Source organism: Actinopolymorpha cephalotaxi, from assembly GCF_013408535.1.
Taxonomy (GTDB): domain Bacteria; phylum Actinomycetota; class Actinomycetes; order Propionibacteriales; family Actinopolymorphaceae; genus Actinopolymorpha; species Actinopolymorpha cephalotaxi.
In genome coordinates, this window is record NZ_JACBZA010000001.1 from 1338222 (window position 1) to 1357252 (window position 19031).

Annotated in this window: 13 protein-coding genes; 6 read left to right on the plus strand and 7 right to left on the minus strand. The window is 72.8% G+C overall.

The features are described from left to right. Window positions 1–64: 64 nt before the first annotated feature. On the minus strand, window positions 65–787 hold the full coding sequence (locus tag FHR37_RS06090) for an MIP/aquaporin family protein (RefSeq protein WP_092883081.1): 723 nt from the start codon (window positions 785–787) through the stop codon (window positions 65–67). Window positions 788–1002: 215 nt separating this feature from the next. Between FHR37_RS06090 and FHR37_RS06095 the strand changes: the two genes are divergently transcribed. Further along, window positions 1003–2721: a glycerol-3-phosphate dehydrogenase/oxidase gene (locus FHR37_RS06095; protein ID WP_092883080.1), complete on the plus strand. Its 1719-nt coding sequence runs from the start codon at window positions 1003–1005 to the stop codon at window positions 2719–2721. Window positions 2722–2836: 115 nt separating this feature from the next. On the opposite strand, the gene FHR37_RS06100 is transcribed toward FHR37_RS06095, so the two are convergent. The 3 genes from FHR37_RS06100 to FHR37_RS06110 form a co-directional block, all read right to left on the minus strand. Continuing rightward, complete coding sequence (locus tag FHR37_RS06100) at window positions 2837–7816, minus strand: Lhr family helicase (RefSeq protein ID WP_092883079.1); 4980 nt, start codon at window positions 7814–7816, stop codon at window positions 2837–2839. Window positions 7817–8010: 194 nt separating this feature from the next. Further along, complete coding sequence (locus FHR37_RS06105) at window positions 8011–9360, minus strand: sialidase family protein (RefSeq protein WP_092883078.1); 1350 nt, start codon at window positions 9358–9360, stop codon at window positions 8011–8013. Continuing rightward, window positions 9348–9995, minus strand: coding sequence for a SigE family RNA polymerase sigma factor (locus FHR37_RS06110; RefSeq protein ID WP_092883077.1), 648 nt, complete (start codon window positions 9993–9995; stop codon window positions 9348–9350). The genes FHR37_RS06105 and FHR37_RS06110 overlap by 13 nt, the downstream gene beginning before the upstream one ends. Before the next feature lie 167 nt (window positions 9996–10162). Between FHR37_RS06110 and FHR37_RS06115 the strand changes: the two genes are divergently transcribed. From FHR37_RS06115 to FHR37_RS30830, 4 genes are all read left to right on the plus strand, one after another. Then, window positions 10163–11230, plus strand: coding sequence for a glucose-1-phosphate thymidylyltransferase (locus FHR37_RS06115; protein WP_092883076.1), 1068 nt, complete (start codon window positions 10163–10165; stop codon window positions 11228–11230). Window positions 11231–11291: 61 nt separating this feature from the next. Beyond that, complete coding sequence (rfbB, locus tag FHR37_RS06120) at window positions 11292–12299, plus strand: dTDP-glucose 4,6-dehydratase (RefSeq protein WP_092883075.1); 1008 nt, start codon at window positions 11292–11294, stop codon at window positions 12297–12299. Further along, window positions 12296–13165 carry a dTDP-4-dehydrorhamnose reductase gene (gene rfbD, locus FHR37_RS06125; protein ID WP_092883074.1) on the plus strand — a complete coding sequence of 290 codons (870 nt, stop codon included), beginning with the start codon at window positions 12296–12298 and terminating at the stop codon, window positions 13163–13165. The genes rfbB and rfbD overlap by 4 nt, the downstream gene beginning before the upstream one ends. A 157-nt stretch (window positions 13166–13322) precedes the next feature. After that, complete coding sequence (locus FHR37_RS30830; RefSeq protein ID WP_139238912.1) at window positions 13323–14339, plus strand: class I SAM-dependent methyltransferase; 1017 nt, start codon at window positions 13323–13325, stop codon at window positions 14337–14339. A gap of 75 nt (window positions 14340–14414) precedes the next feature. On the opposite strand, the gene FHR37_RS06135 is transcribed toward FHR37_RS30830, so the two are convergent. Then, window positions 14415–15290: a helix-turn-helix domain-containing protein gene (locus tag FHR37_RS06135; protein WP_092883227.1), complete on the minus strand. Its 876-nt coding sequence runs from the start codon at window positions 15288–15290 to the stop codon at window positions 14415–14417. 175 nt (window positions 15291–15465) lie between these two features. Here FHR37_RS06135 and FHR37_RS06140 point away from each other — a divergent pair, with 175 nt between their 5' ends. Continuing rightward, complete coding sequence (locus tag FHR37_RS06140; RefSeq protein WP_202818034.1) at window positions 15466–15954, plus strand: nuclear transport factor 2 family protein; 489 nt, start codon at window positions 15466–15468, stop codon at window positions 15952–15954. Between the two features lie 67 nt (window positions 15955–16021). On the opposite strand, the gene FHR37_RS06145 is transcribed toward FHR37_RS06140, so the two are convergent. Together FHR37_RS06145 and FHR37_RS06150 are read right to left on the minus strand one after the other, a co-directional pair. Then, complete coding sequence (locus tag FHR37_RS06145; RefSeq protein ID WP_092883225.1) at window positions 16022–16624, minus strand: dTDP-4-dehydrorhamnose 3,5-epimerase family protein; 603 nt, start codon at window positions 16622–16624, stop codon at window positions 16022–16024. 67 nt (window positions 16625–16691) lie between these two features. Beyond that, a complete protein-coding gene (locus FHR37_RS06150; RefSeq protein WP_092883073.1) occupies window positions 16692–18803 on the minus strand; it encodes a glycosyltransferase family 2 protein in 2112 nt (703 codons plus the stop codon). Window positions 18804–19031 lie beyond the last annotated feature (228 nt).

A 19031-nucleotide genomic window follows, 5' to 3' on the forward strand; every position in this document is an offset into this window, starting at 1 on the left:
ACGTAGAACCGGCGTCGATGTGCCGGGGCCGGCCCAAGCCTGTGCCGGGTGGGGAGGTGGCATGTCAGGACGCGACCCGGGCGAGCAGACCCGCGACGACACCTCCGGCCAGCGGCGCCACCACCGGCACCCAGGCGTACGGCCAGTCGCTCTCGCCCTTGCCTTTGATAGGAAGAACGGCATGGGCGAACCGTGGGCCGAGGTCGCGGGCGGGGTTGATCGCAAACCCGGTCGGGCCGCCCAGGCACGCGCCGATGCCCACGACCACCAGCGCCACGGCCAGCGGGCCGAGCCCGGACGGCGTGCGCCCGAACACCAGAACGACATAGACCAGGACGAAGGTCGCGATCGCCTCGGTCACGACGTTCCATGCGTACGCACGATAACGGGGCGCGGTGGCGAAGACCGCCAGCTTGTCGGCTTCGGTCTCGCTGTGTTCGAAGTGCAGCCGGTACGCCAGGAAGCACAGGACCGCGCCGAGGAACGCGCCGGCGAACTCCCCGGCCAGGTAGGCGAGGGTGTTCAGGGGCGTCACCGCGATGCCCGGCGCGAAGCTCGGCGCGCCGTCGACGACGATGCCCAGCGTCACCGCGGGGTTGAGGTGCGCGCCGCTGGCGTACGCGACGTACACGCCGACGAAGATGCCGAGGCCCCAGCCGAGGCTGACCAGCAACCAGCCGCCGCGATGGCCGAAGGTGTTCTTCAGCAGCACGTTCGCACCCACCGAGCAGCCCAGCAGGGTCAGCATCATCGTCCCCAGCGTCTCCGAGACGACGATCGACCACATCGAAGGACCCTTCCGGGCGGCACCCGAGGGGTGGCGGCGACCGAGCAGTGGCCGGGGACCACGGGCCGGCCGACCGTCCCTGCCCGATCCTGCCCGCCGCCGCACCGGCTGTCGCCAAAGTCCACGACTTCTGCGATCCTGCGTGATTCCCGGATATCGGGGCCGGCAGGTCTTCGCCCGAGTCCGCTGTCCACGTATCGGCTGAGGAGTTGGTTGTGAGTAGTTCCGGGAAGTTGGGCCCGCAGGAACGCGCCGAGGCCTGGGACCGGTTCGGTGCCGAGCAGTTCGACGTCCTCGTGGTGGGCGGCGGCGTGACCGGTGCGGGTTCCGCGCTGGACGCCGTGACGCGCGGACTGAACACCGCACTGGTCGAGGCGCGCGACTTCGCCAGCGGCACGTCCAGCCGGTCCAGCAAGCTCTTCCACGGCGGCCTGCGCTACCTCGAGCAGCTGAACTTCGGACTGGTCGCCGAGGCGTTGCGCGAACGCGAGCTGATGCTCACCCGGATCGCGCCGCACCTCGTCAAGCCGGTTCAGTTCCTCTACCCGCTGCAGCACCGGCTGTGGGAGCGCCCTTACGTCGGCGCCGGCCTGATCCTGTACGACACGATGGGCCGCGGCCGGTCGGTGCCCGCTCACCGGCACCTCAGCCGGACGGGCGCACTGAGGCTCAGCCCCGGACTCCGCCAGGACTCACTCGTCGGCGCGGTGCGCTACTACGACGCGCAGGCCGACGACGCCCGGCACACGCTGACGGTGGTGCGCACCGCCGCCCGCTACGGCGCCGCGGTCCGCAACTCCAGTGAGGTGACCGGTTTCCTGCACGAGGGCGGCCGGGTGGTTGGCGCGGAGGTGCGCGACGTCGACTCCGGCGCCACTACGACGATCCGGGCGAAGGCCGTCATCAACGCGACCGGCGTGTGGACCGACGACCTGCAGCGCCTCACCGGCGGGCGGGGACGGTTCCGCGTACGGGCCTCCAAGGGCGTGCACGTGCTGGTGCCGCGGGACCGGATCGCCTCCGAGGTCGGGCTGATCCTGCGGACCGAACGCTCGGTGCTGTTCGTCATCCCGTGGGGCAACCACTGGATCATCGGCACCACCGACACCGACTGGAACCTCGACCGCGCCCACCCCGCGGCCAGCCGGGCCGACATCGACTACCTCCTGGCGCACGTCAACGAGGTCCTGTCGGTGCCGCTCACCCACGACGACATCGAGGGCGTGTACGCCGGACTCCGGCCGCTGCTGGCCGGGGAGTCCGAGCAGACCAGCCAGCTGTCCCGCGAACACGCGGTGGCCCGGCCGCTGCCGGGCCTGGTGTCGATCGCCGGCGGGAAGTACACGACGTACCGCGTGATGGCCAAGGACGCGATCGACGCGGCCCGGCCCGACCTCGGGCACTCGCTGCCGCCGTCGGTGACCGAGCACGTCCCGCTGGTCGGGGCCGAGGGGTACCACGCGCTGATCAACCAGGTGGACCGGCTGGCCGAGGACCGCGGGCTCCCGGTGTGGCGGATGCAGCGGCTGCTGGACCGGTACGGCTCGATGGTCGACGAACTGATGGCGCTGGCCCAGGACGACCCGACGCTGCTGGAGCCGATGCCGGGTGCGGGGGAGTACCTCCGGGTGGAGGGGAGGTACGCCGCCACGCACGAGGCGGCGGTGCACCTGGACGACGTCCTCGCCCGGCGGACGCGGATCTCCATCGAGACGCCGCACCGGGGCACCGACTCGGCGCGGCCCGCGGCCGAACTCGTCGCGGACGTGCTCGGCTGGGACGAGGCACGCACCCGCAACGAGGTGGAGGTCTACCAGGCCCGGGTGGCCGCCGAGCGCGAGTCGCAGCGCAAGCCCGACGACCTGGGCGCCGACGCGGAGCGGCTGCTCGCGCCGGACACCCGCAAGCTCGCGGTCGGCCGCGCCCTGGGCTGACCGACGGCCTCCTGGTTGGCGGTCGGGGCTGGTTGACGGCCTGCTTGTGGGGGTCTGCTGGCGGACTGCCGACCAGCGGAGTGCCTCGTTCGACACTGCGGGTCCGGGCCAGCAGTCAGCCGCGCATCCGCAGCCCGCGCGGTGTGACGTGGAACCCGGCCGCGGCCAGCGCGGTGGCCAGTGGCGTGGTGCCGCCGGGATGGTTGGCCGGTCGCAGGATCGCCTCGCCGTCGACGCGTTCGACGGTCAGCTTGCCGAGCACCCCGTCGCGGACGGCGAGGGCTAGCGCGTCGACCGCGGGCTGCAGCACCTGGAGGTCCTCCGACCAGGTGAGGAGGGTGCGGCCGCCGCGTTCGACGTACAGCACCAGCTCCCCGCCGACCAGCACGACGAGCGCGCCTGCCTTGCGGCCGGGGCGGTGGCCGTGCTGGTCCTCCGGTGCCCGGTCGGGCCGGGGGGGCCAGGCCAGCGCGGCGCCGTAGGGGTTGCCCGGGTCGGTGGCGGCGAGCACCAACGTCCTGCCGGAGGTGTCCGCGGACCGGCGGCCCGATCCCCGGCCACCCTGCCCGTACTGCCCACCAGGATCCGTGGTGGAGTCGGCGTTCGGGTCGCCCATGCCGCGTAACCGGTCGACGGCGCCGGGCGCGCCGAACTGCGCGGCGCCCAGGCCGGCGACGAAGTAGCCCCGCCGGCAGCGGCCGGACTCCTCGAACGCCGACAGCACCTGGTAGACGGCTGCGAATCCGCCGGGGATGCGTTCGGCGACCACGGCGCCGCGGGTCACCACGCCGTGCCGGTCCAGCAGCGCCTCGGCGGCGGCGTGCGCGCGCCGGGTGGCGTCGGGATCGCGTTCGGGTAACAGCGACCAGCGGCCGGCGGCGGTGGGCGGACCGGTCCTCGACGGCATCGCCGGTCGCCCGCGCCCGCGTAGACCCGAGCGTCCGGCGGCGAACCGCGCCCGGGGCGTGCTGCGCCGGCTCCGGTGCGCCGAGGAGCCGCTGCCCACCAGCGTCCGCAGCGGGGCCAGCGTGTCGCCGGTGACGTGCCCCGCCCACACCAGGTCCCACAGCGCGGTCACCAACGTCTGGTCGTCGAGCACCGGACTCTCGCCGATCCGGGACTGGACCGCCCCGGCCAGCGGCCGGAAGAAGAACCCTCCGCCGGACCCGAGCACCTCCAGGATCGCCGTGTGCACCGGACTCGGCTCGAACTCCGGATCGGGGTCGGGCAACGTCAGGTCGGCGGTGTCGGCGAGGTGCAGCGACACCCAGCCGTCGGTGCCCGGCAGCGTGCCGTGGCCGGACCAGACGACGTCACCGGAGGCGGTCAGCTCGTCCAGCATCGCGGGGGAGTAGTCGGGCACCCGGGTGGCCAGCACCAGGCGTTCGAGTGCGGACGCCGGCACCGCGCAGCCGGCCAACTGCTCGACCACCGACAGCACTCCGTCCGGGCCGCGCTGCCGGCCGCCGACCTGTTGCCAGGTGGGCAGGAACCTGGCGAGGACGGCGGGCTCGACCGGCTCGACCTCGCTGCGCAGGACGGCGAGCGAACGGCGGCGCAGGGTGCGCAGCACCCCGGCGTCGCACCATTCGGTGCCGTGCCCGGCGCCCACCGACCGGGCAGCTGGGACGACCGGACCCGCCGCGCCGTCCGCGCCGTCGGTCCCTGCCGCGCCGTCCGCACGTGCCGCGTCGTCCGCATCCCCGGCCCCAGGCGTTCCTCCACCGGGCGCCGACGCGTCACCGGCCGGGCGGAAGGCGCCCTCGACCACGCGCCCCTCACCGGCCAGCCGGCGCAGGGTGTCGGCGACCACGACGACACCGAGCCCGAACCGGGCCGCCACCTCCCCGGCGTGGAACGGGCCATGGGTGCGGGCGTACCGGGCCACCAGGTCACCCATCGGGTCCGCGACCGGCTCGGTGAACGCCTCCGGCACGCCCACCGGAAGCGGGATGCCGAGCGCGTCCCGCAGCCGTGCGGCGTCCTCGACCGCGGCCCAGCGTTCGTCACCGGCAAGGCCCGGTCCGCGGAACGCGATCACCCGGCGGGCCTGGGCCAGCTCGGCGAGCCAGCCGGCCGCCTGGGCGGGTTCGGTGCAGCGTCGCCCGACCTCCGCCGCGGACATCGGGCCCAGCAGGCGCAGCAGGTCGGCGACTCCCTCGGCGTCCCGGCACCGGCGGTCGGGCACGAGCCGTTGCAGCTCGGCCTCGGTCCGCTCGATCACCTCCGCGTCGAGCAGGTCGCGCAGCTCGGTGGTGCCGAGCAGCTCCGCCAGCAGCGACTTGTCCAGGGCCAGCGCCGCGGCCTTGCGTTCGGCCAGCGGGGCGTCCCCTTCGTACATGAACGCGGCGATGTAGCCGAAGGTCAGCGACTTCGCGAACGGCGACGGCTCCTGCGTCTCCACCTCGACCACCCGGATCCGGCGAGCGGCCACTCCGCGCAGCAGCTCGACCAGCCCGGGCAGGTCGTAGACGTCCTGAAGGCACTCGCGCACGGTCTCCAGCACGATCGGGAACGAGGCGTACTTGCCGGCGACGGCGAGCAGTTGCGCGGAGCGCTGCCGCTGCTGCCACAGCGGGGTGCGGCGGCGCGGGTCGCGGCGGGGGAGCAGCAGGGCACGGGCGGCGCACTCGCGGAACCGGGACGCGAAGAGCGCCGACCCGCCGAGCTCGTCGGTGACGATCCGCTCGATCTCCTCCGGCTCGAACAGCACCACGTCGGCGCCGGGCGGGTCCTCGTCGGTGTCGGGGATGCGGAGCACGATGCCGTCGTCGGCGTGCGCGGCCTGGACGTCGACGCCGTAGCGTTCGCGCAGCCGGGCCCCGATGGCCAGCGCCCACGGCGCGTGCAGCCCGCCGCCGAACGGCGTGTGCACACAGACCCGCCAGTCGCCGAGCTCGTCCCGGAAACGCTCGACCACGATGGTCCGGTCGTCGGGCACGTGCCGGGTGGCCTGTTTCTGCTCCTCGAGGTAGGAGACGAGGTTGTCGGCCGCCCACTCGTCCAGACCCGATGCGCGTACCTGTGCCCGCGCGTCGTCGGGTGCCTGGCGGCCGAGCTTGCGGACGAACGCGCCGATCGCCTGGCCCAGCTCGGCCGGGCGGCCCAGTGCGTCGCCCTTCCAGAACGGCAGCCGCCCGGGCTGCCCGGGCGCCGGCGACACCAGCACCCGGTCGTGGGTGATGTCCTCGATCCGCCAGGACGAGGCGCCCAGGGTGAACACGTCGCCGGTGCGCGACTCGTACACCATCTCCTCGTCCAGCTCGCCCACCCGGCTGGCCTTCTCACCGACCAGGAACACGCCGAACATGCCCCGGTCGGGGATGGTGCCGCCACTGGTCACCGCGAGCCGCTGGGCACCCGGCCGGGCGGTGAGGGTGCCCGCCACGCGGTCCCACACCAGCCGGGGGCGCAGCTCGGCGAACTCGTCGGAGGGGTAACGGCCGGCCAGCATGTCCAGCACCGCGTCGAACGCCGACCGGGGCAGGGTGTGGAAGGGCGCGGCCCGGCGAACGAGGTCGTACAGCTCGTCCACCGGCCAGGCGTCCACACACACGGCGGAGACGACCTGCTGGGCGAGCACGTCGAGCGGGTTGGCGGGCACCTTCGTGGCCTCGATCGAGCCGGTGCGCATCCGCTCGGTCACCACCGCGGTGGCGATGAGGTCGCCGCGGTACTTCGGGAAGATCACGCCCCGGGACACCGCGCCGACCTGGTGGCCGGCGCGACCGACCCGCTGCAGGCCACTGGCCACCGAGGGCGGCGCCTCCACCTGCACCACCAGGTCGACCGCGCCCATGTCGATGCCCAGCTCCAGGCTGCTGGTGGCGACCACGCAGGGCAGCCGGCCCGACTTCAGGTCGTCCTCGATCAGGGCCCGCTGCTCCTTGCTCACCGAGCCGTGGTGAGCCCGGGCCAGAACGGGAGCGGCACCTCCGCTCGCACCCGCCTGGCCCATCAGCTCCGCGGGCCGCCCGACCACCCGCGGGCGCACGAGGTCGCCGGGGAAGTCGACGGTCGAGCGTTCCTCCGCCTCCTGCTCCGCGCTCTCCGCGGCGCGCTCCTCGGCGATCTCGTTCAGCCGCGCGGTGAGCCGCTCGGCCAGCCGCCGGGAGTTGGCGAACACCAGCGTGGACCGCTGCGCCGCCACCAGGTCGGTGACCCGCTCCTCCACGTGCGGCCAGATGGACACCCGGCGGTCGGCGCCCGCGGCCGCGCCCAGCTGCTCCTCCGCCGGCAGCGGCCGCCCGAGCTCGCTCATGTCCTCCACCGGGACGACCACCCGCAGGTCGAACTCCTTGGCGTACGGCGGGTTGACCACCGTCACCGGGTCGGCCCCGCCCAGGAACCGCGCCACCTCCTCGGGCGGGCGCACGGTCGCGGACAGCCCGATCCGCTGCGCCCGGCGACCGGACGACGTCGGCGCGGTCGCGGTCACGGCGCCGGCCGCCTCCGCGCCCTTGTCGGCGTTCGCCCCGGTCTCTTCGGTCTCCTCGGGGGCCGTCCCGGGCTCGGTGAGCAACGCGTCCAGCCGCTCCAGCGACAGCGCCAGGTGTGCGCCCCGCTTGGTGCCCGCGACCGCGTGCACCTCGTCCACGATCACCGTCTCCACACCGCGCAGCGACTCCCGGGCCTGGGAGGTGAGCAGCAGGAACAGCGACTCCGGCGTGGTGATCAGCACGTCGGCGGGGGTACGGGCGAACCGCCGCCGCTCGTCGGCCGGGGTGTCACCGGACCGGACGGCCACGTCGATGTGCGGCTCGGGCAGGCCGAGCCTGGCGGCGGTGTGCCGCAGACCGGTCAGCGGTGCGCGGAGGTTGCGCTCGATGTCGACCGCGAGCGCCTTCAGCGGGGAGACGTAGAGAACCCGGCACCGGCGGGTGCGCTCGGCCGGGACCGGCTCGCGGGCCAGCCGGTCCAGCGCCCACAGGAAGGCCGCGAGCGTCTTGCCCGAACCGGTCGGTGCGACCACCAGGCTGTGGTGGCCGCGGCTGATGGCGTCCCAGGCGCCCTCCTGGGCCGCGGTGGGCGCGGCGAAGGAGGACCGGAACCACTCCTGGGTGGCCGGGGAGAAACGGTCGAGAACGTCGGGCACCGCTCCATCGTGCCCCTGCCCACCGACAACCCCGCCCTCGGGCGCGGCCGGCCCAGGTCAGCGGGGTACGAACCGGACGGATCGCGATCACGCGGACATCGCGCAGTCGCCGGCTGCGGGGCCGTGCTGCGGACAGGTCCGGTCGGGTCGAGGTCGAGGTCAGCTCCGGTTCGGGACCAGCCGGGCCTCCAGGATCATCTGACCGTGACCGGCTGCCAGGTGCCGCCGCCGTCGGCGGTGCGGAACAACCCGCCGTCCACGTCGAGGATGTAGCCCACCCGGTCGCTGGTGAACCCGGCGTACGTCGGGGTGCCGAGGCCCTCCACCTTCGCCTGCGCAGGCTGGCCGGACTCGCTCACCACGAGCGCCTTCCCGGGAACGGCCACCACCGCCTGCCGGCCACTCCGGGCGCCGAGCGCGGCCGCGGTGCCCGAGATCGCGGGGGTGCCCGAGGACACCGCCGTCCAGGAGGCGCCCTCGTCGCGGGAGACGTGCACCTCCGCGGCGGTTCCCGTGGGGCAGGTCAGCCACATCGAGTCGGTGGTCGCGGACAGCCGGCCGGCATCGAGGTCGGCCTTGCACGGCGTCGGATGCTGGTCGAAGGTGTCGCCGCCGTCGGCGGAGGTGAGCACGTAGGCGTCGTTGCCGGACCGGTCGGTGACGGCCACCACCTGGCTGGTCACGGCGAGGCTCGCGGGCGAGTGCAGCTCGACGCCGGCCCGGCTCCAGGTGTCCTCGCCACGGGGTGAGCGCCACAGCGTCCAGGTGGAGCCGTCGCGCACCAGCGCGTACGCCGTGCCGTTCGCGGTCTCCAACTGCTGCACCAGGCCGGGCACGGTCCGCACCTGCTGCCAGCCCTGGCCGCCGTCGTGGGTGCTCCACAACGCACCGCCGTACGCCCAGCCGTCCTTGGTGTCAGCGGCGAACCGCACGTCGTGGACGGTGTCGGCGGTGACCTTGTTGGTGGCGCGTACGACCGGAGCGGCGAACTCCGGCAGGGCGGTGAAGCGTTCCCCGCCGTCCCGGGTGACCACGACCGTGGCGCGGCCGGGCCCGGCGGCGGACTCCCCGAGGACCCAGAAGTTCTGGTCACTCGCGGCGGTGAGGGACACCGGCGAGAACTTCGCCGGCACCACGCCCACCGCGACGTCGGGCGTCGCGGACTTACCCGGCGGCGTCGGTGACGGGGTGCGGGAGGCGGCGGTGGGGCTCGGGGCCCGCGTCGAACTCGGGCGCCGGGTGGGCGCCGGCACGCCGGCGGTGTCGTCCTGGGTCGGGTCCGGGGCGGTGCCCCGCGCGCGTTCGACGGTGGTGGACGCGCTCTTGCCGGCCACCGTCAGGACGGGCTGGCGGAAGATGTACCCCACCCCGCCCATGCCGGCCACGAGCAGGAACACCGCGACCGCGGTCACCGCGGCAGTGCGGTGGCGCCTGCGCCGGGCGGCGGCGTTGACGCGCACACGGGCGAGCAGGTCCGAATCGGCCGGCAACCGCCACGCGTCGTCGCGCAGCGCCTCGCGCAGCCGGCCCTCTAACGGGTCCATCGTGTGTTCTCTCCCTCGCCGGCGGCGGGACGCTTGGCCGGATGGTCCACGGCGGCGGGGTGTTGGGCCGGAGTTTCCATGACGACGGTCGAATCGAGCGAGGGTTCGGCGACGGGCCGAACCGGGGGCGGCGTACTGGCGCGGGTGAGGGTGCCGGCGGCCTCGGGCAACCGGAGCCGAAGCTTCGCAAGCGCCTTGGAGGTCTGGCTCTTCACCGTGCCGACGGAGCAGCCCAGCATGTCGGCGGTCTGGCGTTCGGAGAGGTCCTCGGCGAACCTCAGCACGAGGACGGCCCGCTGGCGGCGGGGAAGGGAGTCCATCGCGGCCTGGAGCTCCTGGTCGGGAAGCGGGGGGTCGAGGTGCTGGCCGCTCTCGGGAACCTCGTCGGTGAGGTATTCACGGCGACGCCGGCGCCAGACGCTGACGTTGCGGTTGACCATCGTCCGGCGTACGTAGCCCTCGGGGTCGTCGCGGTTGCGCACCCGCGGCCAGGCCGCCAGAGTGCGCTCCAGTGCGTCCTGGACGAGGTCGGCGGCCGCGTCGGCGTTGCCGGTCAGCATGTGGCCGAACCGCAACAAGTCGGACATACGCCCACGAACGAACGCATCGAACGCATCCTCCTCTTCGCGCCGCACTCGGCTCCCCTTCGCCTCTGGCGGTCCGTGCTTCTGACGCAGGACCGTTCACCGTAGGTTGCCCGGCTTCCCGAAATCTTCGCATCCGTCTCGATACTCACGTTGCTACCCATCCTCGCCGAGGCGAGCGGCGCACTGCCCAGTCCGGACGGCTATGGTGTCGACCCATGCGAGCACTGGTGCTCTCGGGTGGAGCAGGAACACGCCTTCGACCTATCACCCACACGTCCGCCAAGCAGTTGGTGCCGGTCGCCAACAAGCCTGTCCTCTTCTACGGGCTGGAGGCGATCGCCGAGGCCGGCATCACCGAGGTCGGCATCGTGGTGGGGGACACCGCCCAGGAGATCAAGGAGGCGGTGGGCGACGGGGCGCAGTTCGGGATCTCGGTCACCTACATCCCGCAGGAGGCGCCGCTCGGGCTGGCGCACGCGGTCCTGATCGCCCGGGACTTCCTCGGCGACGAGGACTTCGTGATGTACCTCGGGGACAACTTCATCGTCGGCGGCATCTCCTCCCTGGTGGAGGCGTTCCGCGCCGACCGGCCCGAGGCGCAGATCCTGCTCACCAAGGTGCCCAACCCGACCGCGTTCGGGGTCGCCGATCTGGACGCCTCCGGCGCCGTGGTGGCACTGGAGGAGAAGCCGCAGCACCCCAAGAGCGACCTCGCCCTCGTCGGCGTCTACCTCTTCACCAAGGCCATCCACGAGGCGGTCGACGGGATCGAGCCGTCCTGGCGGGGCGAGCTGGAGATCACCCACGCCATCCAGTGGCTGATCGACAACGACCACGACGTACGTTCCACGGTGATCTCGGGGTACTGGAAGGACACCGGGAACGTCGACGACATGCTCGAGGTCAACCGCTCGGTGCTGGAGACGCTGGAGCCCCGCGTCGAGGGGACCGTGGACGAGGCGTCGGAGATCATCGGCCGGGTGGTGATCGAGGAAGGCGCGGAGATCTCCGGATCGCGCATCGTCGGGCCTGTCATCATCGGTGCGGGCACGAAGGTCGTCGACTCCTACGTCGGGCCGTTCACGTCCGTCCAGCACGACTGCCGCGTGGTCGACTCCGAGATCGAGTTCTCGATCGTGCTGCACGACTCCTCGATCGAGGGCGTACGCCGGATCGAGGCGTCGCTGGTCGGCCACCACGTGGAGGTCACCCCGGCGCCACGCGTACCCAAGGCCCACCGGCTGGTCCTCGGCGACCACAGCCGGATCCAGATCAGTTCATGACCGCATCCCATGACGGCGTGACCGACGTCATGGCCGAGCGAGCATCAGGGAGTGTTACACCGTGCCTCAACCCGGCGCGACCTCGCGCATCCTCGTCACCGGCGGCGCCGGATTCATCGGCTCCCACTTCGTCCGCGCACTGTTCTCGGGCGCCTACCCGGGCCTGACCGGCTCGCGCGTCACGGTGCTCGACAAGCTGACGTACGCCGGCAACCCGGCCAACCTCGACCCGGTGCGGGACCAGCCGGGCTTCGCGTTCGTCGAGGGTGACATCACCGACGCCGGGCTGGTCGACAGCCTGCTGGCCGACCACGACGCGGTGGTGCACTTCGCCGCCGAGTCGCACGTCGACCGGTCCATCACCGGCGCCGCCGACTTCGTGGTCACCAACGTCGTGGGCACCCAGACCCTGCTGGACGCCGCGCACCGCCGCGACATCGGGCCGTTCGTGCACGTGTCGACCGACGAGGTGTACGGCTCGATCCCCGAGGGCTCCTGGCCGGAGACCGACCCGCTCGCGCCCAACTCGCCGTACTCCGCGTCGAAGGCGTCCAGCGACCTGATCGCGCTGGCCTATCACCGCACCCACGGCCTGGACGTACGCGTCACCCGCTGCTCCAACAACTACGGGCCGTACCAGTTCCCGGAGAAGGTCATCCCGCTGTTCATCACCAACCTGCTCGACGGCGGGAAGGTGCCGCTGTACGGCGACGGCCTGAACATCCGCGACTGGCTGCACGTCGACGACCACTGCCAGGGCATCGCGCTGGTCCTGGAGAAGGGCCGGGCCGGCGAGGTCTACAACATCGGCGGCGGTACGGAGATCACCAACAAGGAGCTCACCGACCGGCTGCTGTCCGCGTGCGGCGCCACCTGGGACAGCGTCGACTACGTCGAGGACCGCAAGGGCCACGACCGCCGCTACTCCGTCGACTGGCGCAAGATCAACGCCGAGCTGGGCTACGAGCCGCGGCACGACTTCGGGTCCGGGCTGGCCGAGACGGTCGCGTGGTACCGCGACAACCGTGCCTGGTGGGAGCCGCTGAAGCAGCGGGCCGGTCTCGCGTGAGGTGGCTGGTCACCGGCGCGGGCGGGATGCTCGGCCACGACGTCGTTGCCCGGCTGCGCGCCGACGGCGTTGACGACGCCGACGGCGACGCTGTGCTCGGGCTGACCCGAACCGACCTCGACGTCACCGACGCCGCCGCGGTGGCCAAGGCGATGGCCGAGCACGCCCCTGACGTCGTGGTCAACTGCGCCGCCTACACCGCGGTCGACGACGCCGAGGAGCACGAGGACGCGGCCCACGCGATCAACGCCGACGGGCCGCGGGTGCTGGCCCAGGCCTGCGCCGAGCGCGGTGGCCGGCTGCTGCACGTGTCCACCGACTACGTGTTCGCCGGTGACGGCACCCGGCCCTACGCCGAGGACGACCCGACCGCGCCGCGGACGGCGTACGGCCGTACCAAGCTCGCCGGCGAGCAGGCGGTCCTCACCGCGCTGCCCGAGACCGGGACCGTGGTCCGCACCGCCTGGCTGTACGGCGAGCACGGCGCCAACTTCGTCCGGACGATGATCCGGCTGGAAGGCGAACGGGACACCCTCGACGTCGTGGACGACCAGCGCGGCCAGCCGACCTGGACGGCCGACGTCGCGGGGGCACTGGTCGCGCTCGGTAGGCGCCCGGACGCGCACGGGGTGTTCCACGCCACCAGCGCGGGGGAGGCGACCTGGTGCGACCTCGCCCGGGAGGTGTTCCGGCTGCTCGGCGCCGACCCGGAGCGGGTCCGGCCGACGACCACCGACAAGTTTCCGCGGCCCGCGCCGCGGCCGGCCTACAGCGTGCTCGGCCACGACCGCTGGGCCCAGGTGGGAATTCCGCCGCTACGAGAGTGGCGGGATGCCTTGCGAGCGGCGTTTTCGTCGCTAAGGTGAGGCCACCTGGGTGCGACGCCGGAAAGTAGCGGCAGGACGAGTACGCGGTCACAGCCATGGCCCTGTACGTCACTGTCGGTTTCAGGCTACGGTCGCTCGCTTGAGACAGAGACCGGCCCGCAGTTCGACCGTCCGTCCGTAAGAGGAGTGTGTTCCTGTGCTTCGCCACGAGTTCCTCCGCACGCTGCACGAGGTCTCCCGGCCGCGTGCCTATTTCGAGGTGGGCATCAACGACGGCCGAAGCCTCGCCCTGTCCCGCGTACCCACCGTCGCCGTCGACCCGGCGTTCAAGGTCGTGAAGGAGGTCCGCTGCGACCTGCACATGGTGCGGGCCACCAGCGACGACTTCTTCGCCCGCGAGCAGCCGTTCGAGCACCTGAACGGCGCTGACATCGACCTGGCGTTCATCGACGGGATGCACCTGTTCGAGTTCGCGCTCCGCGACTTCATCAACACCGAGCGGCACGCCCACGCGGGCACCGTGGTGGTGTTCGACGACATGCTGCCGCGCAACATCGACGAGGCGGCCCGCGACCGGCACACCGGCGGCTGGACCGGGGACGTCTACAAGATCGTCCCGGTTCTGCAGCGCTACCGTCCGGACCTGATCCTCGCGCTGATGGACACCGGGCCGACCGGAGTGCTCGTCGTCCTCGGGCTCGACCCGGCCAACACCGTGCTCGCCGACAAGTACGACGAGATCGTCGAGGCCTACATCCAGCCCGACCCGCAGCAGGTCCCCGACGTGCTGATCGACCGGCGCGTCGCGATGCCCCCGGAGACCGTGCTCAAGGCGGACTTCTGGCCCCGCTTCATCGCCGCCCGCGACAACGGTGCCGCCGCGGACCTGACCGCCGTACGCACCGAGATCGAGAAGGTGCTCGGCGAGGCGCCGGACGTCCCGCTCTCCCTCGCCGGCTGGCAGCCCGAGCCGCGCCCGGCCGCGCCGAAGCCGACGCCCAAGCCCAAAGCGGCGCCCAAGTCCGCCCCGGCCGCCTCGGCGGCTCCGGCCGGTGCGAACGGCAAGGCCACCGTCTCCCAGCGGCTGATCCGCGGCGCCGCAGGGCAGCCGGCGGTCCGCGCGGCGGGCAAGAAGGTCGTCGACCGGCTGCCGGACGACGTACGCCAGCTCGTCCGCAACCGCGTCCGCCGCAGCCTGCGCGCCGGTCGCTGACCGGCGACGCCCGAAGCATCGAGAGGCCCTCACCCGCGCGGGTGAGGGCTTCTCGCTGTTTCGCGTCGGGCGGGGTCAGGTGGGGGTTCCGCCTCCCGTGTCGTTCCGCAGGTCCGCCAGCGAGCGGAGCAGCATTGCGGTGGCCCGGTCGGCGGGGAAGAACGTCTCGATCGCGATCTCGTCCAGGGTGACGTCACGCGGCGACCCGAACACCGTGGCCGTGTAGAGCAGCGCGAGCTCGCCGTACGGCGTGGTCATCCGCAACGGGACCACCAGGTCGTCGGCGGTGGTCCGGTCTGCCGGTGCGCTTGGTGCGCTTGGTGCGCTCGGTGCGGCCGGTGCGACAGGAGGGCTCGGTGGGGATGGTGGGCCGTAGCTCTCGAGGTCGGCGAGGAGCGCCGCGAGCCCGTCGGCGGCGGTGCGTTCGAGCTGCCGGCGTACCCTCCGCACGACATGCGCCCGCCACTGGCGGAGGTTCACGATCTGCGCCGCCAGGCCGTCCGGGTGCAGGGTCGCCCGCATCATGTTGACCGGGGCGCGGCCGAGCTCACCGGGCAGGTCGCGAAGGAACGCCCCCATCGCCTCGTTGGCCGCCAGCAGGTCCCAGTGCACGTTCACGGCGACCGCCGGGTTGGGTTCCATGCCCGCGAGCACCGCGCGTACCGCGTCCTGGGCGGCGCCGAGGTCGGTGAGCGGCCGCTCGCGGTACGCCGGCGCGAAGCCCGCGGCGAGGTGGAAGCGGTTGCGTTCGCGCAGCGGCACGTCCAGCTCGCCGCAGATCCGCTCGATCATCGCCGGGCTGGGGTTGGACCTCCCGGTCTCGATGTAGCTCAGGTGCCGGGCCGACATCTCCGCGGCCAGGGAGAGCTCCAGCTGGGAACGGCGCCGGCGTTCACGCCACCGTTTCACCAGCATCCCGATGGTCTCCTCCGGCGCGGCTGTGGCAGTCATGTTCGCCACGATGACGTCCTTCCGTCCGGCCGGGCAATGACGTCTGAGGTTATTGCCCGGCCGCCGCCGGCCGCGTCACCGTGTGGGCGTTGCGCAACCGTCGCCGCCCGAGCCGCGGGCGGCGACCCACACGTCGCCACGTCGCCACGTCGTCGCGAAGCGGAGGACCCTGCAGATGACCGACACCACTGGAACCACCGAAACCACTGGCGCCACCGAAACCACTGGCGCCACCGACACCACCCGTGCCGACCGGCCGCCGTCCACCGAGCCCGGCCCCACCGTGTCCGGCGTACCGGCGGTCGACCGGTACGTCGAGTTCTGGAACGCGGCGGCGCCGGAGGACCAGCAGCGGCTGGCCGCGCGGACGTTCGCCGACGGGGTGAGCTCACGTACGCCCATCGCGTTCATGCGGAGCGTCGAGGAGCTGGTCGCGTTCCGGAACCAGTTCGCGCAGAACTTCCCGGACTACCGGTTCCGGGCGCGTGCGGAGCCGGAGGCCCACCACGAACGGGCTCGCCTGCGGTGGGAGCTCGTCGTCGGCGGCACGTCGTTCGCCACCGGGACGGACGTACTCCGGCTCGACGACGCGGGCCTGATCACCGAGATCACCGGCTTCCTCGACCGGCCGCCGGAGGGGTTCGGCCACCACGAGCACGACTGACCGACCCTGGCCGGGTGGATTCCCCCGCAGAGGAATCCACCCGGCCACCGGTGAGCCGGCGCGGGTGTCAGCCGGCCCGGGAGCGCAGCTGCTCGCGGTAGGCCTGGCAGTCCGCGTACGACGGCAACAGACCCTGGTTCTCCGCCTCGGCCAGCGTGGGCGCGGCGGCGTCCTTGTCCGACAGCAGCGGTTCGAGGTCGGCCGGCCAGTCGATCCCGAGCGCCGGGTCGAGCGGGTGGACGCCGTGTTCGCGGCTGGGCGCGAAACCTTCCGAGCAGAGGTACAGCAGGGTCGCGTCGTCGGTGAGCGCCATCACCGCGTGCCCGAGCCCCTCGCTGAGGTAGACCGCGTGCCGGGTCTGGTCGTCCAGGCGTACCGCCTCCCACTGGCGGTAGGTCGGCGAGCCGACCCGGATGTCCACGACCACGTCCAGGAGGGCGCCGCGGACGCAGGTGACGTACTTCGCCTGGCTCGGCGGCACGTCGGCGAAGTGGACACCGCGCAGCACCCCCCGGGCGGACACCGAGAGGTTGGCCTGGCGAAGGTCCAGGTCGTGTCCGGTGGCCTTGCGGAAATCCTCACCGGAGAACCACGGCGAGAACAGGCCCCGGCTGTCGGGGAAGACCGGGGGCTGGGCGAGCCAGGCGCCGTCGATGCTCAGGGGCTGCAACGTTCCACTCCTCGTTCCGTGTGGCCGTCCGCGCAACGGATCGTCGTCGGACTGTGGGGGTTCGGGTTCACCGGCCGCCGGACCGGGCACGCCTGAGCCGGGTGGCGACCAACCTGCCGGCCCGGCGTCCGAGGCCCTTTCCGGCGCGGCGGCCGAGCCGCCCTCCGGTGCGCAGCCAGGCGAGCACTTCCGGTCGCAGGCCCTGGGCCGCGCCGTCGTCGGCGTCCCGGAAGGGAGTGTTGTCCCCGGACCGCCGGCCGAACTGGTTCAACGCGGGCAGGCCGGCGCCGGCCGGGACCGTCAGGGTCACCGGCAGCGGGACGAACGTGCCCTGTTCGGGGGCGACGAGCCGCACCCGCACCGACCAGCGGCCGGCGCTGAGGGCGTCCGGGGAGAACTGCGCCGACAGCCGCGAGCAGCCGATGCCGTCGTGGACGTAGGGGGTGAGCCGGCCGGGCACCTGCACCGCCACGCCGCTGCCCTCGTGCAGCAGCTGGACGGCGGCCACGTCGATCTCGGTCGCCACGACGGTGCGCAGCGGGAGCGCCAGCAGGAGTTCGGACCCCCCCGAAGGGTCGTCGGTGGCGGGGCCCAGCGCGGACGCGTCGGGAATCAGCAGATCGTTGCCGACGCTGGAGGTCCGCTGGGCGACGTCGACGGACAGGTTGCCCTTGTCGGTCCAGTACGGCGTGATCACCCGGGGCGGTGTGCCCGCCACCGCGGCGACCCGGTGCGCGCCGGCCCGTGCGGTGCGGACCGATCCCAGCCGGGTGTCCTTTCGCCAGCCGCAGGAGCCGATCCGGGCGACGACGTCCCAGATGCCCCGCTCCAGCGGTGCTCCGCCGGCCGCCGTGTCGGCGTCCAGGGTGGCCTCCGCGCGCAGCTCCAGCCTGAACGTGGAGTTGCTCGCGCCGACCGTGTGCCGGTCGGCGGCGAAGGTCACCGGGAGGTAGTGCTCCGCGCCGTTGTCGCGGGAGCGGAGGATGATGTCCACCTTGCTCTGTGTCAGCCTGTCGGTGGCGTCCAGGTCGGCCGCGGAAACCCGCTCGGCGGCCTCGGCCGACAGGGGCGGGTCGAGGACGTCGCGGCCGCCGGTGTGCCGGAAGGTCATCGGCTCCCGGCCGGCCCACAGCTGCGAGGTCAGCGACATCCGCAGCGAACCGCCGTGCCAGGCGAGGTCCTCCAGCTCGGCGTGGTGGCTGATGCCGGCCTCCCAGTTGGCCAGCCGCACCAGGTCGTCGAGCCCTCGCGCGCGGATCAGGGCCGCGACCACCCGCTGGCTGGGGGGCAGGCCGGCCGCCACCCCGGGCCCGAAGCGTTCGCAGGTGTTCGCGATCTGGTCGAAGAGTTCACGGCGGTAGTCGTCCGGAGCCGCCAGGAGCTTGTTGCCGCGCAGACGCTCCACCATCTCCACCCGCAGCCAGCGGCGGTACAGGCTGTCCCGCAGCCGACCGGGCTCGGTGTTGGCCTCGACGACGTCCAGGGCCTCGTTGAGGTTGGCGAAGTAGCCCACCGGGTCCATCCGCTGGAAGCCCGCGTTGGAGGAGTCGTCCCGGCGTACGTGGTAGTAGCAGACGTAGTCGCTGAGCACCGAGATCGTCTCGGCGGCGAAGAACGCCGCGGTGACGAAGACGTGGTCCTCCAGCCGCCGCCGGCCCTCGGGGAAACGCAGGCCGTTCTTGTCGAGGAACGCCTTCCGGAACATCTTGTGCGGGGTCAGGCTGTCGATCAGCGGCGCGGTGGCCAGGGTCGCCTTGGGGTACGTACGCCGGAACAGCTCGCGGGGGACCCCGCGGCCCTTGCCGGCCATCTTGCCGATCACGACGTCGGAGTCGTTCTCCCGGGCGAAGGCGTACATCCGCTCCAGGGCCTGGTCGCCGAGCCAGTCGTCGTTGTCGACGAAGTAGACGTACTCGCCCCGAGCCGCGTCGACACCGACGTTGCGCGGCTTGCCGGGCCAGCCGGAGTTCTCCTGGTGGATCACCCGCATGTGCGGGTGCTCGGCGGCCAGCGCGTCCAGCCGGGCCGGTGTCTCGTCGGTCGACCCGTCGTCGACGAAGATCGCCTCGAACTCCTCCGCCGGCAGGCTCTGCCGCAGCAGGGACGCGATGCAGTCCTCGACGTAGCGCCCGGGGTTGTAGACCGGAACGACCACGCTGACCTTGAGTTGCTCCGCCATCAGCCCCGTCCTCCGCCCCTTTTCCAGGGGCCTCGAATGCGTTGGTCGTCGCCTGTCGATGCGCAGTGAGAGGGTAGCCGAGTGCGCTCGCCACGGCGTCCGGGCCGCGCCGTGGGGGTCACGACCGACCGGGTGGCCGTCAGCCCGGTGAAGGGCAGACGACAGGTGGACGGCGGGCGACCGGACGCCTGGCGCACCGGCCGTCTACCATCCCTGGAACCGTACCTA